Below are 14524 nucleotides of genomic sequence, written 5' to 3'. Positions count from 1 at the left end.
CCTCTATTCTTATTTTTCCACAAAATCATTTTTACAATATAATAATTACATAATGAATATTACCTATTATACAATTACCCTCTCACTTCTTGAATCTTATCCTTGTATTTTTCGAACCATTGTTGCCATTCGTTTTTAGAAAATTCCTTCTCTTCCTCTTCTAAAACTGAAGAAAAAAGGTCAAGACAAATATGCCAACCAGCTATATCTTTTGGTGTATGATCAGTTAATTCATGAATATATTCTTTAAGTAGTAAAAGAGAACCATTTTCCTCTTTATGTATTTCAAATCGGACACGATCTTTATCCCATGTGAATTCAAGTACTGAATTTAGTTGGCACTCTAAAATATCAATATTTAAAAATGAACCATCCATCATGTCGAACTTTATAATTCCACCTGTTTTAAGGTTTTCAATCTGTAAATTAGACATCCATTTTTTAAGCTTGCTGTTTTCAGTTAAAACAGACCAAACTTCCTCTATTGTATTGGGAAATTGGCGTTCAAATTTTATAATATAGCCATCAGCTTGTTTCTCTATTTGAGCTAACATATTTATTTCCTCCTACTCTTGTATAGAATGTATGTTCCTGTTTTATTTTACACGAATTTATGTATAAAAGAAATCTCTATGGCAATGAAATATTAATTTAATGTGTGAATGGTATCTTGAACATTGATTGATTTATCATATATTCTCTCCATGTGTTTATTACAATAGGCGTACCTCAACATTTCCGCAAAAAAATTCAACATGAGAAAACGTTGATTTATTTACTTTATATGATATTTCCATTAAATATTTAAAAGCAATTTCCTTTAAGATAAATGGTGTTAATAAGAGCTAATATAGTATTCAAATCAAGTTATGTATGTTCAAAATCACTTATTATGTATGTCTAATTCCTTGCTAAACGTAGGTTTACAAAACAAATAAAAAAAGCCGCATTTGCGACTCATGAACTGATAGAACTAACACCTATTCTAGGTGAATGACTTACCTTTTAATCGCGTCAACAATTAGCGATGGAAAACCAAGTTTATCGCCTCGATTTCTAGAATCATACCTTTTCGAACGGAAAATAACACCATCGTTTGCATCCCATTCATTGTAATAAAATTGACCATTTTCATCACAATGTTCAAGTAAAACTACCTCTAATCCAGCGGTTTCAAACATTTTCGTTAATGTTTTATAATTATGAACGATTTTATGACTTGCAGCTGGGTGGTCTTTCGGGCCAGGTCCGCCTATTTGAACTATATTTTGGTAGGTTTCATCTCGGAAAAATGCATCTGGGACTCCGCACCGAATATGACCTGATGGCTTTAAAAATTTATAACAAATTTCAGCTGCTTTTACACCTTCTTCAAAAGTAAGATGTTCCCATACATGCTCTGCTAAAATAGCTGAAATGGAATTGTATTCAAATCTTTCTTCCCAAGTGGTATTGTCTAGTAAATTAAGTTCATCTTCTTGCGTTTGAACCCAACCTGGATTATTATTAAATACTCCAGCTCCGACTACTACTTTAATTTCGTCTTGCTTAATTGCCATCACTTTCACCTCATAAATCTTTTAATGTATTAATATATTCTATGTTTACTATACATTTTCCTTTTTCAACTAAAGTGCCAGTTAGCTCAATAAGATAGGTAACAAAACTTCTGTTGTTTTTACTTATCCTCCCACATACAGCAAAAACGTTTATAGTGCAAAATAAAAAGCGAAAAGAATAATTCCTTCCGCTTTTTATAGCAATAAATACATTTCATATTGTGCTAAAGAATTCTTTTCAAATCCAGATTTCTTTAAAAACCCTTCCAGTAAATTGTTGTTTGGAAACCCAATTGATAAACTTGATAACTTTAATTCTTCACTTGCTACCTGTAATAATTTCGTCCCAACACCAATATTTCTATAGTCTTTGTCTATGAAAATAAAACTAATTTTACCTTGTTCATTTATACATACAGTACCTTTTAGATCATTATCGAAATATGCACCGTAAAATGTATGATTTGTTTTTTCGATATAATTAATATCATTTTGCCAATTTATATGGAAGTTTAACCATTTCTGAATCTCAACTTTAAATGTTGGAAATTCTAATTGTTTTACTTCAATATTTTTATTACCTTTATTCATTATTTTAGTTAAATCATTTAAATTATAATAAGAAAGATCATATACTTTTTCATAACCTAATTTGTTATAAAAATGAATCGCCCGATCGTTTCCTACAATAACTTCAAGAAAAAGCTGCTTACATTTATTTTGTGTCGCTTCTTCTTTATGTAACCCAAATAACTTTTGACTTACACCAATGCCTCGAAATTCTGGATGAACAGCTAATGTTCCGCAGCGCATTGTTTTTATACTTTCATATACCTTAATACCACCAAGTATTACACCAACACATTCGTCACCGTCTAAAGCAAGAAAGGAGTGTTCTAGCGAATTCCCTTCTGGCCCAAAAAATCTTTTTATAAAATCTTCTTTTGAAACTTCCAGTTTAATGATGTAATCTGAAAATCCATCCTTAAAAGCTTTATACACTAAATCTATACTTACTTCACTACATCTTTTGTATTGAATCATATAAGTATAATCCCCCGCTTTGACTTGTTATAAACTGCATTCAAATACATGAAATGAATTACCTTCACCATATCCATCTTTTATTTCATGAACAACAATTTGACTAAACCCATTAGTAATAAGTATATTTTCAAATTCTTTTAAATCATATAGTCTTATAGGAAAATCCATAATCTCAGTTTCTTTTATTTTCTCATCATGAATGATTTCATATTTCAGTATAATATTTAGAAGTTTTTGCGCCTTATCATATGAAACTTTTCTATACTCAACAATTAATTCATTGTTAATTTCTTTTCTATTTGTCTCTATCCAATCTAAAATTTGTTCTGTCTCACTTCCACCTTGTACAATTGTCAGAAGTAATTTGCCATTTTCCTTTAAGTTGTTTTTCATATTTTGAAGACTATTGTCTACTAAATTATTTGGTAAAAGTGAAAATGAACCGATAGGAATCATAATAAGATCGTATTTTTTATCACTATGATATTCTTCTATTCTTCCTTGTGACACAACCGGTTTTAAGTTTAATTTTTCTGCTTTATCTTTACAAACTTTAAGCATATCTTTCGAAATATCAAACCCTTCTATATTCACACCATTTTGCATAAAGGGAATTAACATTCTACCATTTCCGCACATTGGTTCTAACACATGTATATTTTTATCTTTTGCAAAAGAAAGATAAAAATCCAATTCTTTTCCGGCTGCAATTGATTTATCACTTTCATATATCTTTGTACAAAGTTCTCCATAATACGTATGCAATTATAATTCACCTCTTAATTTGAAATGAGCGGGATATTCCCCCTCTTGTTATCTATTGTTAACTACAGTAATCTCATAAACACGTAAAAAAGTAATTAAATGCTCACACGCTCGTTCACATGCTAACATTTTAAAAACCTTTTGTTCTTCTTTCGTTTTGTCATTCGCTTGATCTGAGGCAGCTTTTAAACATAGAAATGGTTTGTTATTTACACGACATACATAAGCAAATGCTGCCACTTCTTGATCAACGGCTAAAGCACCGTATACAGTATGAAGTAAATACCTCATTTCTGAACTTCGAATACGTTGATCTCCAGATAGAAATGTACCAAAATGGACCGGGTCATACGAACGCAATTTCTTCATTCGTTTTACGAGTGATTTAGTTGTTTCAATAGGTGCTGTTCTACCATCATATAGATTAAAACTATCTTCTCCTGAACCAGCCGCTGTAACATCATGCTGCAAAGTATTAAGAGCTACAACGATGTGTCCATTTTTCACCTTATCTGATAAACTTCCGCAAATCCCTGTCATAAATAACTGGTCTGGCTGGAATTCACTTATTAATAGTTGTACACAACTAGCACAACTTACTTTACCGACACCAGTTACAACTGAAATAACTTCTAATTCATTAATAGAATGAAAATGAAATTCCCAAGCTGCTATTTTTTCTACACGCTCACTTGGATAATGTTGATGCAAATACGTAAGCTCTGGTTCCCATGCAGATACAATTGCGATCCTTTTCATTACACACTTCACTTCCTCCTATTTTCATGTAAATAAGTCATCTATACTCTCTCGTTCATATTCTGGTATCCACTCTTTATACTTCTCATATAAATCCCGTATCTTTTCTTTATTCTTCGCAATTACTCCACATCCTCTATCATCATAAATAAACATGATAATATCCTTTGTTACATTTATAAAAAATACATCTGGATGTGAAATTTCTTTTTTTCGCCCTAGACGTGGACGTAGGTCAGGGAAATCTTCATGATTAGCTGCTTGAATAAGCGGTTCATATTTAATATCTTCAGCAAGACATTTTAAAGAAAATTGATATGTACAATATAAGTCAGCTTCTTCATCCTCAAATAGAAAAGGGAATGTTTCTTGTCTTATATGAAACTTTAAATCCCTCTTTTTAATAAACCTATTGTATACATTTATTTTCTGCGCATTTTTTATATTTTCCTGTTTAAATCGATAAACATTTGTGACTAAAAAGACGGTATCTTCTTTTGAAAATATATCTTTAAATAGACTTTTATTATACCTATATAGTTGTGTAAAATATTCCATATTATACGTGTTACCATCTTCTTTGAATTGATATTTATCTTTCCCAAAATCAAAATGAAGATGATTTTCCCACTGAAAGTATATGGACGGTACTAACGTAACTCCTGGGAATGTTTGATTCATATATTCTTTAAATTGCATTTTTATACCCTTTCTACTCTACAATTTCTTTTAAATACCAATATGCTTCTTCTAACCACGGGTGTATGACTTTTAATGTATATTTTCTTTCCCACAAATATGAAATATATACAAAAGCAGCATGTTCCAAAGATTTTTCCAATCCTTTTTTTACCTCAATTAAATATGACGGTGTCCCTATTTGATCCCATTCTAATTTATCAGCAATAAATAATACTAAATCCATCTTCGTTGCATGTTTATGCAACGTAGTGTGGCAACTGATTGCATTTAAAACTTCTTCATCCTCTATTTTGAATATCTCTTTTGCAATTACACTCGATAATTTTTGATGAATAATCATTGGAAACTCTCGTTCTTCTTGTAATATTTCTATGCCAAATTCTTCAGCAACTGCAATCCGCTCCTCATTCGGAAAGATTGCACTAATATCATGTAAACACCCTGCAATCGCTGCTTTTTCTTCATCTTCATAAAATATTCCCGCAATTTTTCTCGCCTCATTTGCCACACGAATTGAATGTTTATATGTAAATTCTTTATTGTATTTTAATAGAAAAGCTTTAATATCATTTTCTATTTTTCCAGTTGGAGTAAATGAATATATATCATTATATAACATAGCAAGTCCCCCTTATAACTATCTTTCAGTATAATGTGGAGTTTAAATATCCTTCTTATTTTATATTCGTTATGAATGTTTTAATTCCTTTTTAATACGATACATGAAATTTTATGTAGAAACATTACTACAAAATACATAAATGTTTGATATTATAGTAATGTTGATTAATTGTAAGGAAAGGAACTAACTATAAAATGAATAAAAACATATTAATTATTGATGATGATAAAGATATTGTAGAATTACTGGCTGTTTATTTACGAAATGAAGGCTATAACATTTATAAAGCTTATGATGGTGATGAAGCATTACAAATGATATGTACATATGAAGTTGACCTTATGCTTTTAGATATTATGATGCCAAAACGAAACGGATTGGAAGTTTGTCAAGAAGTGCGTGAAAATAATACTGTACCTATCCTTATGCTTAGTGCAAAGGCTGAAGATATGGATAAAATTTTAGGACTTATGACCGGCGCAGATGATTATATGATTAAACCGTTTAATCCACTAGAATTAGTGGCTAGAGTGAAGGCTTTATTACGAAGATCCTCTTTCCAAAATGCTACTTCCCAAAAGAATGAAGATGGTATTATTCGTATTCGTTCTGTTGAAATACATAAACATAATCATACTGTTAAAGTAAATGGAGAATATATTAAACTCACCTCTATCGAATTTGATATTTTATATTTACTAGCGAGTAATACTGGAAGAGTATTTAGCTCTGAAGAGATATTCGAACGAGTTTGGAATGAAGACGGTTATGGTTCTAATAAAACGGTAATGGTCCATATTAGTAATTTACGCGATAAACTTGAAACCGTAATGAATGGTGAAAAACTAATTCATACGGTTTGGGGAGTAGGATATAAAATTGAGAAATGAAGCATTTGATATATTAAAAGATATACCAAAGTGGAAGCTTATTTTTTGGCTTTTATTAGCTATCACTCTTACACCAATTACCGAATTAATTATATTTCGCCTCGTAACGAGTGTAATTGAGAGTTCACTTACTCTAAGCGAACTAGGAAAAGAATTCATTAGAATTTTTGGCCATGAAAAATATATTGGATTAAAAGAGTCTTTATGGATGATGATTGTATCTTATTTGTTTTTATTTTCTATTTTCTCATCCTATTTATACATTTTTTATCGTCATGAAAGAAAGGTTTACTATGAAACTTGTATAAAAAAAATGATTGAAGAGATTCGGTATATTGCAAGTGGAAACTTTAATCATAAAGTTTCCATCGTACACCATAATTATTTAGAAGAACTGGCAACTGGGGTCAATCAAATTATTGAGCAATTAAAAGTTTCGATTGATGAAGAAAGACAGGCAGAACAAGCAAAAAGCGAACTTATTACAAATGTATCACATGACTTACGAACCCCTCTTACATCTATAGTTGGATACGTAAATTTAATCCATCATGATAATTATAGAGATGAAGTAGAATTACGATACTATATTCAAGTCATTTACGATAAAGTAACTCGTCTTAATGCATTAATGAATGACTTGTTTGAATATACACGCGTTCAAAATAAAGAGTTAAGTTTATATTCTGCTCCCATTGATATTGTAGAATTGATTGGACAATTAACTGTCCAATTTCGGATACAGCTTCAAGAAGCTAATATTGAATGTCGCCCTTCTTTCCCATCTCAAAAGCTAATGGTACTAGCTGATGGGGATAAATTAGTACGTGTGTTTGAAAATCTAATCATAAACGCTATTACTTATGGAAATGATGGAGATCATATTGATATTACCGCTTACGAAAGCAATAACATGATTACAATTGATATAACAAATTACGGACAACCTATCCCTAGTACTGATTTACCTCATATTTTTGAACGTTTTTATCGTGTTGAAAAATCACGTTCAACAAACACTGGTGGATCTGGGCTCGGATTAGCAATTGCAAAAAGTATTGTTGAATTGCATAAAGGAACAATTGAAGTATATAGCGATGATAAAAAAACAACTTTCACTGTAAAATTACTCCCTTATAAAGCTTAATACCACATATTTATAGGTTCAATTTTTTATCATATAAAAAATTGAACCTTTTATATTCCATCAATATCCAAAATTTAATAATCCTTTATAATTCTTTAGAAATTCTTTACCTTTTCTTTCTTCCTAATTAAGCATTCCTTTTTACAATAATATTATTGATGTAATAGTAGGAGGATCGCTAATGCAATTCTTAAAAAAAATAACAGTTTTATTATTATCTTTTCTTATTACTGCACTTATCGTTTTATATTTTTATCTTTATGTAAATGGTCCAATTATTCAAGCTAAATCAGCTATTTTAATAGATACTAATTCTGGTGAGATTGTTTATAAAAAAAATGAAGAAACTCCTATACAATCAGCTACTTTATCTAAATTAATGACAGAGTATATCGTACTGGAACAACTGAATGAAGGAAAAATACAGTTAGATGAATTAGTAAAAATAAGTAACGAAGTTTTCCGAGCAGAAACGAGTCCTATACAAGTAACTTCGAAAGATAAAACGACGGTTCGTGATTTACTTCATGCATTGTTTTTGACAGGGAATAATCGTTCCGCACTTGCCCTTGCAGAACACATTGCTGGAAACGAAGATAACTTTACACTTTTAATGAATGACAAAGCAAAACAACTAAAGTTATCACAACCATCCTCGTTTCTAAATGCTACTGGAATTAATAACGATACGAATAAACAATCAACTACAACATCGATAGACGTCGCTAAACTAGCAACACAATTAGTAAAAGACTTTCCAGATGTATTGAATGTTACGAAACTAACCTCTTACCAATTTACCTTCAAAGATTCAAAAGTTTTCAATACAAATAAAATGATATATTCCCTTAATAAAAACATTAAACTCCAAGGTGTTGACGGCTTACAAACTAGTTTTTCAACTAATGGTAATTATAGTTTTGTCAGTACAGCCACACGAGGAGATACTAGACTTATTTCAGTAATATTAGACGCCGGTGATGAAAACAGTACTTTTATTGAAACAAAAAAGTTACTTCAGTACGGTTTTGATCCTTCCTCGTACTCTGCACTCCAAGCTTTTAAAGATGCTGTTACATCTTGGACAATATTGTTTCAGTTTAAAAATTTAATCATACAAATGATTATGATCTTTTTCATCATTACAATCTTAATGTTTTTATATATACGTCAAAAAAAAGCCGAGGATTTTAATTAAGAAATCTTCTTATATATAAAAACCGACTTGCGTTTACACTGCAAGTCGGTTTCTAAATCTACAATCCTCTTCCAACTAAATTCGCTGAAACGGGCTGAAGATTTAATTCTCTTGCCCATATAGATATCTGACCAATATGATGAATTTCATGTACAATTACATGCATTAAAACTTCACCGTATTTATATGTTTTATCTGTCCATGAAGCTTTCAATATTTTTGATTCGAAGTCGCCAGACCATAACTGCAAAAAGTTATCTAATTCTCGTCTATATAAATCAGATAATGACTTGTACATATCGTTTTATACATTTAACCATTCACAATCACTTCTCTTCGATTAAGTTCCTCTATTATTTGATCAATTATTTCACTTATAGATAAAGATCCATCCAATACAATATCCGAATTCGGCTTAACAGTATGAATTGCCTCTAAATAAGCTTTTCTCGCATGTGTCATGTAATGTTTCAAATTATTATGTATTTCACTCATTGTATCTTCTTTAAAATCTCTCAAAATTCTTCTAGCCATCGCAATATCTAAAGGTGTATCGATAAATATAGTTACATCAATGAATTGTCCCACTTCTCTATTTAAGTATGCAAAAGGATAATCTACAATAATATAATCTAAACTACTATCTTGTATAGAACGCTGAATATCATTCATTAGCGGTGTAAGTACCCATTCATCGTAATTAGCTCCATCATCAATCCATTTGCAAATATCAACCGGACAGTTATCAAATTTATATCTATCAAAATATAGAGCCTTTGATTTTTTCAACTCATGAGCTAAACTTTCTGTAATGGTAGTTTTACCGCCCCCTGAAACAGCTGCAATTGAAATTATTTTTGTTTTTTTATTCACGATTCCCACCAAACCACTTTTGTTAACATAATATAATTATAAAATACTATTATTTATTGTTCCATTCATATTCTAACATACTCATTTCCCATAAATTCCAATACGTTTCTCCTACTCTTTTTGACTCTCTTAATAAACCTTCTTTTACAAAACCTATTTTTTCGTAACAAGAAATAGCTGACTTATTAAAGTCATAAACACCAAGAGTTACTCTATGTAGTTTTAATTCATCAAAAGCAATACAAAGTACGGCTTTCATCATATGTTTCCCTATAGAACGCCCTCTCATTTTCGTATTACCAACTAGCACTTTTCCAATTCTAGCAGACTTATTTATATTATCTATTTGTCCAAGAGAAATATGACCAATAACTGCTTTAGTCTCTTCATCCATTATTTTGAATGCCAGTGTGTTTGCACATTCTGTATATTTCTCTAATTGCTGTTCATTTAAAGGATATGTGAATGCATTTCCCGACCATTGTATTAAAAATTCTTCGGAATTAATCCAATTTATTAATTGTTTGAAATCAGTTCTTGTAAATTGTTTCAGCTTGATCACTCTCATTCTCCTTTCACACAACCTTTTATACACCTTCAAATTTATTTCTATATGAAAAATATATTCCCTTTTAAACAAAATAAAAAGCCATTCGTAAGAATGGCTTAGCATCAATAAAGCATAATTAATCTTTATTTGCTACGTCAACACCGTTAAAATCAAACTCATCAGTAACAGTTGTAGCAGGTGGTAAAATTGCTTCAATTTTACAAAGAGATATAATTGCTGCAACTGAACCAGGAATAGCAGCTAGCTTAACAACATCGCAAGTTACCGAAGAAACAGTACCTATATAAGTACGTCCTTCAGTGTTAATTCGCACTGTTTTATTAATTAATTTTTTAAGCTCATCTCTAATTCCTTGTACACAAGAACTGTCACATTTCTCATTCTTTTCCTTTTTACACTCTTCAAAAATGTCCCAACAATCATCATGCTTACAAGTACATTTCTTTCTACAATTATTAAATCGAGAACCCAAAACCTCACCCCCTAATCCTTTCTACTAGTAAAGTATGTCCAATAGCTTAAAAGTGTACGAGACAAAAGCATAGAAACAAAAAAACAAACACTTGTACTAAACCTTCTTATTTATACTTTTAATAAGCCGGCTCCTTGAATAGGGACCACCTTTTCCTATTACTTCACATATACATAGGCTTTGTTCGCAGTGATATGGTGTATTTTTCCTTTACCATTGTGAAATATACATTCAGAAAAGCGTACTCCAAAATAAGATATTATTTAAAATCTTAACGTTTCCTTCAACAAGTGTTTGTTGATTAATATCATAACCAGTAGTTCTCTCAACTATCTCTTGAAAATTAGCATAGTTTGTATGAATTCTATATCTAGTAGAAAGCACTCTATCATATAAAGGTAAAATAATAGGTTAATAAACAAGCCATTCTTTTACTAAAACATAGAATAGTATGAATCCTATTGAAGGGAGGTATAAAAGAATGTCCTGGAAAAATGATTGCTGGAGTTCTAAGAAAAAGCATTGTTGTGATGACTGGTGGAAATCTAAAGAAAAGAATCATTGTGATGATGATTGGAGTTCTAAGGAAAAGCATTGTAATGATGATTGGTGGAAATCTAAAGAAAAGAATCATTGTGATAATGATTGGAGTTCTAAACGAAATAAGTGTCGTTGTAAATGTTTCTTTATTTGTTGTCATTGTAAAAGAAAAAGTTGGTAACATTTTCAATATCGACTTAAAAGAGAGAACATGTCTTTTGTGACCGATAAATACTAGAATGTAATATACAAAAAGCTGACTAAGTATAGTCAGCTTTTTGTCAATGAACACGTAGAGATTTATTTTAATATAGTTCTTATTAGAAAATGATTATTTTATATAGATTACTATAAGCATCCATAAAGCCAAGGCGCCAATGATAGCGAGCGCTATACGTGTAGATAGTACCCTTAATTCAAAGTCTGTTTTCTTGGAGGGTTCAGGATATGCAATTATGTAGATTCCCTTTAATAATGCAAGCCATGCAATAACCGTTAGGAACCCCTGCCAGTTGAATACCCATACATTATGTAGGATTACACTACCTAACCCTAGGAAAATTGATAGAAAACCATACATAATACCAAATCCTCTGTCTTCAACCACTAATTTTTTCAATTCACGTAGTACCGATGGACGTACGAAAAGTATTCCCGATACGATAACCGTTATCCATCCCCAAAACAATCCTAAAAAAGTACTAGTTTCCATTATTAGTTCACTCCCCTCAATTATTTATATTCCAGATATTCCCCCCTTTAGAACAATTCCAACATCTTTATATATAGGCTAAATTCTGCTCTTTTTTAATACAAACATGGCATATTCTATGCCCATCCTTAATCACCTCATTTCTCTACAAAATGAAATTTTTATATCATTCTTCATCATCATCTATCCGAATCAACCGAAGTCGCTTTGTACTATTACCGCACACTTTTTCATATCTTGGAGCTAACATGCACCAACGCCAATATAATGATTTATTCGCCTTTTCACTAACCTCTAAAATTATCCCCTCTGTAATAAAATGATCACCTTGATACAATGTATACTCGCTTGTCCCATGGAATCATCATTATTCCCCTCCCTATTAAAATAGCGTTTTTGTTTCAAATAATGCTCTCATTAATTTGGACGCATTTACCAGTATATTTACCAAAAAATTCATGATATCGTTAACTAGTCGAGTACGTCATTACTTGACGATTACCCTTAGGAGCCCCGCAGACAATCGGGGTTCCTTTTATTTAAATAAGGATTTTGTTTAAACTTTACAAAACTCACCTATATTAAACTATCTTCTAGAATTCCCATTGAACATTTATAATACTTTTAAACAATTTAAATTCTACAATCAGTAATGGAGGCATTTTAATGGGAAACATCCCAAAAATATCATCACAACAATCAAATCCTAAGATACCCTCACAGCAAGTGAACGCTAACACCAAACAAAGTAATAATAAAAAAACAAGACGCCGTATTATAACTACTTTAGCTTTTATATTACCTATAATTTTTGTCCTTCAATATTCTCTTAATAACCAGCAAGAAATGATTAAAGAAAAACAAATCACGGTTAATACGGAGCAACAAAAATTATCTTCTTTAAAGAAGGATGGTCATACCCTTAAAAATGATGTTAAGGCTTTAACAGGTAGTGAAGAAGAAATTTTAAAATTCGCAAGGAAACTGTATGGATTTTCCAAACCGAATGAAACTATATTTCAAATAACTGAATAAAATTACACTGCATTACCCCAAAAGGCGATTTGACGATAATCGCCTTTTTATATTTAATTTCTAAAATAAACATACTAATTTCTTTTTCTATCAAATAACTATTTTGTTTAATTTATTAAAATACAACCGCTTGTCCATTTCACATTGCTCTATCATTACATTTACTATTAGTAATACGATTTTTAGAGGTGATAAATAATGGACGAGTTTTTATATTTTGCTGCACTTAATCCGGGTTCTATTGGACCTACACTTCCACCTGTTCAACCCTTTCAATTCCCTACTGGTCCCACCGGTTCTACAGGAGCTACTGGCTCAACCGGATCAACTGGTTCTACCGGACCAACTGGACCAACCGGATCAACCGGATCAACTGGTTCTACCGGACCAACTGGACCAACTGGACCAACTGGACCAACTGGATCAACTGGCTCTACCGGACCAACTGGACCAACTGGATTTAATCTTCCTGCTGGGCCTGCCTCTATTACCTTGACTTCTAACGAAACCACAGCATGTGTATCCACTCAAGGAAATAATACTTTATTTTTTTCGGGGCAAGTATTAGTAAACGGTAGTCCTACTCCAGGAGTAGTGGTCAGTTTTTCATTCAGTAACCCTTCTCTTGCTTTCATGGTTCCTCTTGCGGTCATTACCAATGCTTCAGGTAACTTTACCGCTGTATTTCTAGCCGCTAATGGGCCTGGAACAGTAACCGTTACTGCTTCACTTCTTGATTCTCCTGGAACAATGGCTAGCGTCACTATTACCATTGTGAATTGTCCGTAATGGTTTTATTTTTAAGGACTAAGCAATATCTAATAAGATGAGCACTGATTTACAGTGCTCTTTTTTATCATTGGGATGTTCCTTTCAAATGAAATTTCGTAACAGCCTACTAAAATAACGCTTTTATTAAGAACTAATGATCTTTATATTTCTTAAGCTTGTCAGCACAAGTAATTTTTATAATTAGTTAAATTCTCAATATAGTTTGTGTATATAATTCCATTCAAAGATACATAATACCCACGTAACTATTTAAAAATACTTTGTTTTTATATCTAAGTTCAAAAAGGAGCTACATAACATGGATAAAAAAGATTTATTAAGTCAACAACTTGATCCTGTGTCATTAGATGCGCTGAATACCCCTAGTAAGGCCCAAGAACAACTGCAAGAAACCTCTCAGGAGGCACATAATTCAAACAAAAAGGACAGTACTCAAGCTTTACATGGCGAAGATTTACCAATTTCAGATGTATATAGAACAACGAACAAACAGTAAATTTAAAAGGGAAAAAATCTTAAGAACGAGTGAACTTAATTCTTTTCCCTTTTCCTATTTAAATAACACTTTTATATGAAACCCGTACACATTTTTGACACATCCACTATCACAATCTCCTGAAAATTCGTGATAATATTAATTTGTCGGATACGCCAAATTTCGACATTGAACGACAATAATATCTCCCTTATTGAATCCCTGTCCCCCAGGGATTTCTCCTTTTATTCATTACTTTTTTCTTCACTAAATTTTCATTCTTAACAAAATTCATTCACTCCATTGAATAGACAGCCACAGTATCCTATTTTGATAAAAACTAAAAACAAACAGACATACTTAAC

20 protein-coding genes and 2 pseudogenes are annotated in these 14524 nt (G+C 31.3%); 7 read left to right on the top strand and 15 right to left on the bottom strand.

Annotated elements, in window-relative coordinates:
- Positions 1-74: 74 nt before the first annotated feature.
- The 7 genes from NSQ69_RS12600 to yqeK all read right to left on the bottom strand — a co-directional run bounded on the left by NSQ69_RS12600 (position 75) and on the right by yqeK (position 5451).
- The gene (locus NSQ69_RS12600; RefSeq protein ID WP_262449455.1) at positions 75-554 is read right to left on the bottom strand and encodes an SRPBCC family protein; all 480 of its coding nucleotides are present in this window, start codon (positions 552-554) and stop codon (positions 75-77) included.
- A 444-nt stretch (positions 555-998) separates the two neighbouring features.
- A complete protein-coding gene (locus NSQ69_RS12595; protein WP_033708111.1) occupies positions 999-1562 on the bottom strand; it encodes a class I SAM-dependent methyltransferase in 564 nt (187 codons plus the stop codon).
- Between the two features lie 192 nt (positions 1563-1754).
- A complete protein-coding gene (locus tag NSQ69_RS12590; RefSeq protein WP_002127510.1) occupies positions 1755-2603 on the bottom strand; it encodes a GNAT family N-acetyltransferase in 849 nt (282 codons plus the stop codon).
- 27 nt (positions 2604-2630) lie between these two features.
- Positions 2631-3371, bottom strand: coding sequence for a class I SAM-dependent methyltransferase (locus tag NSQ69_RS12585; protein ID WP_003189388.1), 741 nt, complete (start codon positions 3369-3371; stop codon positions 2631-2633).
- 48 nt (positions 3372-3419) lie between these two features.
- Complete coding sequence (mtnN, locus tag NSQ69_RS12580; protein ID WP_002016571.1) at positions 3420-4130, bottom strand: 5'-methylthioadenosine/S-adenosylhomocysteine nucleosidase; 711 nt, start codon at positions 4128-4130, stop codon at positions 3420-3422.
- 24 nt (positions 4131-4154) lie between these two features.
- Positions 4155-4829 carry a DUF3885 domain-containing protein gene (locus NSQ69_RS12575; protein ID WP_078203944.1) on the bottom strand — a complete coding sequence of 225 codons (675 nt, stop codon included), beginning with the start codon at positions 4827-4829 and terminating at the stop codon, positions 4155-4157.
- 13 nt (positions 4830-4842) lie between these two features.
- Positions 4843-5451 (bottom strand): bis(5'-nucleosyl)-tetraphosphatase (symmetrical) YqeK, encoded by a 609-nt coding sequence (gene yqeK, locus NSQ69_RS12570; protein ID WP_002168331.1) that lies wholly within the window; start codon positions 5449-5451, stop codon positions 4843-4845.
- 197 nt (positions 5452-5648) lie between these two features.
- Here yqeK and NSQ69_RS12565 point away from each other — a divergent pair, with 197 nt between their 5' ends.
- The 3 genes from NSQ69_RS12565 (at position 5649) to NSQ69_RS12555 (ending at position 8689) form a co-directional block, all read left to right on the top strand.
- Positions 5649-6344, top strand: coding sequence for a response regulator transcription factor (locus NSQ69_RS12565; protein WP_002016575.1), 696 nt, complete (start codon positions 5649-5651; stop codon positions 6342-6344).
- Positions 6334-7491 (top strand): sensor histidine kinase, encoded by a 1158-nt coding sequence (locus tag NSQ69_RS12560; RefSeq protein WP_341058694.1) that lies wholly within the window; start codon positions 6334-6336, stop codon positions 7489-7491. The genes NSQ69_RS12565 and NSQ69_RS12560 overlap by 11 nt, the downstream gene beginning before the upstream one ends.
- 181 nt (positions 7492-7672) lie before the next feature.
- Entirely contained in the window at positions 7673-8689 is a 1017-nt protein-coding gene (locus tag NSQ69_RS12555) for a D-alanyl-D-alanine carboxypeptidase family protein (protein ID WP_078203945.1), read from the top strand.
- Between the two features lie 58 nt (positions 8690-8747).
- Here NSQ69_RS12555 and NSQ69_RS12550 read toward each other — a convergent pair.
- The 4 genes and pseudogenes from NSQ69_RS12550 to NSQ69_RS12535 form a co-directional block, all read right to left on the bottom strand.
- Positions 8748-8981, bottom strand: a pseudogene (locus tag NSQ69_RS12550) (DinB family protein); the annotation flags it as partial.
- 20 nt (positions 8982-9001) lie between these two features.
- Positions 9002-9562 carry a hypothetical protein gene (locus tag NSQ69_RS12545; protein WP_002127500.1) on the bottom strand — a complete coding sequence of 187 codons (561 nt, stop codon included), beginning with the start codon at positions 9560-9562 and terminating at the stop codon, positions 9002-9004.
- 49 nt (positions 9563-9611) lie between these two features.
- Positions 9612-10124, bottom strand: a complete 513-nt coding sequence (locus NSQ69_RS12540; RefSeq protein ID WP_002165757.1) for a GNAT family N-acetyltransferase — start codon at positions 10122-10124, stop codon at positions 9612-9614.
- Between the two features lie 124 nt (positions 10125-10248).
- Positions 10249-10605 carry a hypothetical protein gene (locus NSQ69_RS12535; RefSeq protein ID WP_002032241.1) on the bottom strand — a complete coding sequence of 119 codons (357 nt, stop codon included), beginning with the start codon at positions 10603-10605 and terminating at the stop codon, positions 10249-10251.
- Positions 10606-11099: 494 nt separating this feature from the next.
- Here NSQ69_RS12535 and NSQ69_RS12530 point away from each other — a divergent pair, with 494 nt between their 5' ends.
- Positions 11100-11369: a hypothetical protein gene (locus tag NSQ69_RS12530; protein ID WP_002127498.1), complete on the top strand. Its 270-nt coding sequence runs from the start codon at positions 11100-11102 to the stop codon at positions 11367-11369.
- A 107-nt stretch (positions 11370-11476) separates the two neighbouring features.
- Here the strand turns inward: NSQ69_RS12530 and NSQ69_RS12525 are convergent, their stop codons facing one another.
- Together NSQ69_RS12525 and NSQ69_RS12520 are read right to left on the bottom strand one after the other, a co-directional pair.
- A complete protein-coding gene (locus NSQ69_RS12525) occupies positions 11477-11857 on the bottom strand; it encodes a hypothetical protein (protein ID WP_002127497.1) in 381 nt (126 codons plus the stop codon).
- Between the two features lie 166 nt (positions 11858-12023).
- Positions 12024-12194 (bottom strand): hypothetical protein, encoded by a 171-nt coding sequence (locus tag NSQ69_RS12520; protein ID WP_003189371.1) that lies wholly within the window; start codon positions 12192-12194, stop codon positions 12024-12026.
- Between the two features lie 329 nt (positions 12195-12523).
- Here NSQ69_RS12520 and NSQ69_RS12515 point away from each other — a divergent pair, with 329 nt between their 5' ends.
- Complete coding sequence (locus NSQ69_RS12515; RefSeq protein ID WP_262449453.1) at positions 12524-12892, top strand: FtsB family cell division protein; 369 nt, start codon at positions 12524-12526, stop codon at positions 12890-12892.
- A gap of 198 nt (positions 12893-13090) precedes the next feature.
- A pseudogene (locus NSQ69_RS12510) lies at positions 13091-13147 on the top strand (exosporium leader peptide-containing protein); the annotation flags it as partial.
- Positions 13148-13164: 17 nt separating this feature from the next.
- Here NSQ69_RS12510 and NSQ69_RS12505 read toward each other — a convergent pair.
- The gene (locus tag NSQ69_RS12505) at positions 13165-13404 is read right to left on the bottom strand and encodes a hypothetical protein (protein ID WP_341099881.1); all 240 of its coding nucleotides are present in this window, start codon (positions 13402-13404) and stop codon (positions 13165-13167) included.
- Positions 13405-13419: 15 nt separating this feature from the next.
- Positions 13420-13665: a hypothetical protein gene (locus tag NSQ69_RS12500; RefSeq protein WP_000237381.1), complete on the bottom strand. Its 246-nt coding sequence runs from the start codon at positions 13663-13665 to the stop codon at positions 13420-13422.
- Between the two features lie 317 nt (positions 13666-13982).
- Here NSQ69_RS12500 and NSQ69_RS12495 point away from each other — a divergent pair, with 317 nt between their 5' ends.
- Positions 13983-14180 carry a hypothetical protein gene (locus tag NSQ69_RS12495; RefSeq protein WP_002017016.1) on the top strand — a complete coding sequence of 66 codons (198 nt, stop codon included), beginning with the start codon at positions 13983-13985 and terminating at the stop codon, positions 14178-14180.
- Positions 14181-14524 lie beyond the last annotated feature (344 nt).

Origin of the sequence: Bacillus sp. FSL R10-2201 (genome assembly GCF_038008665.1) — a bacterium.
GTDB classification, from domain to species: Bacteria; Bacillota; Bacilli; order Bacillales; family Bacillaceae_G; genus Bacillus_A; species Bacillus_A mycoides.
This window is presented reverse-complemented; position numbering and strand designations above follow the sequence as displayed.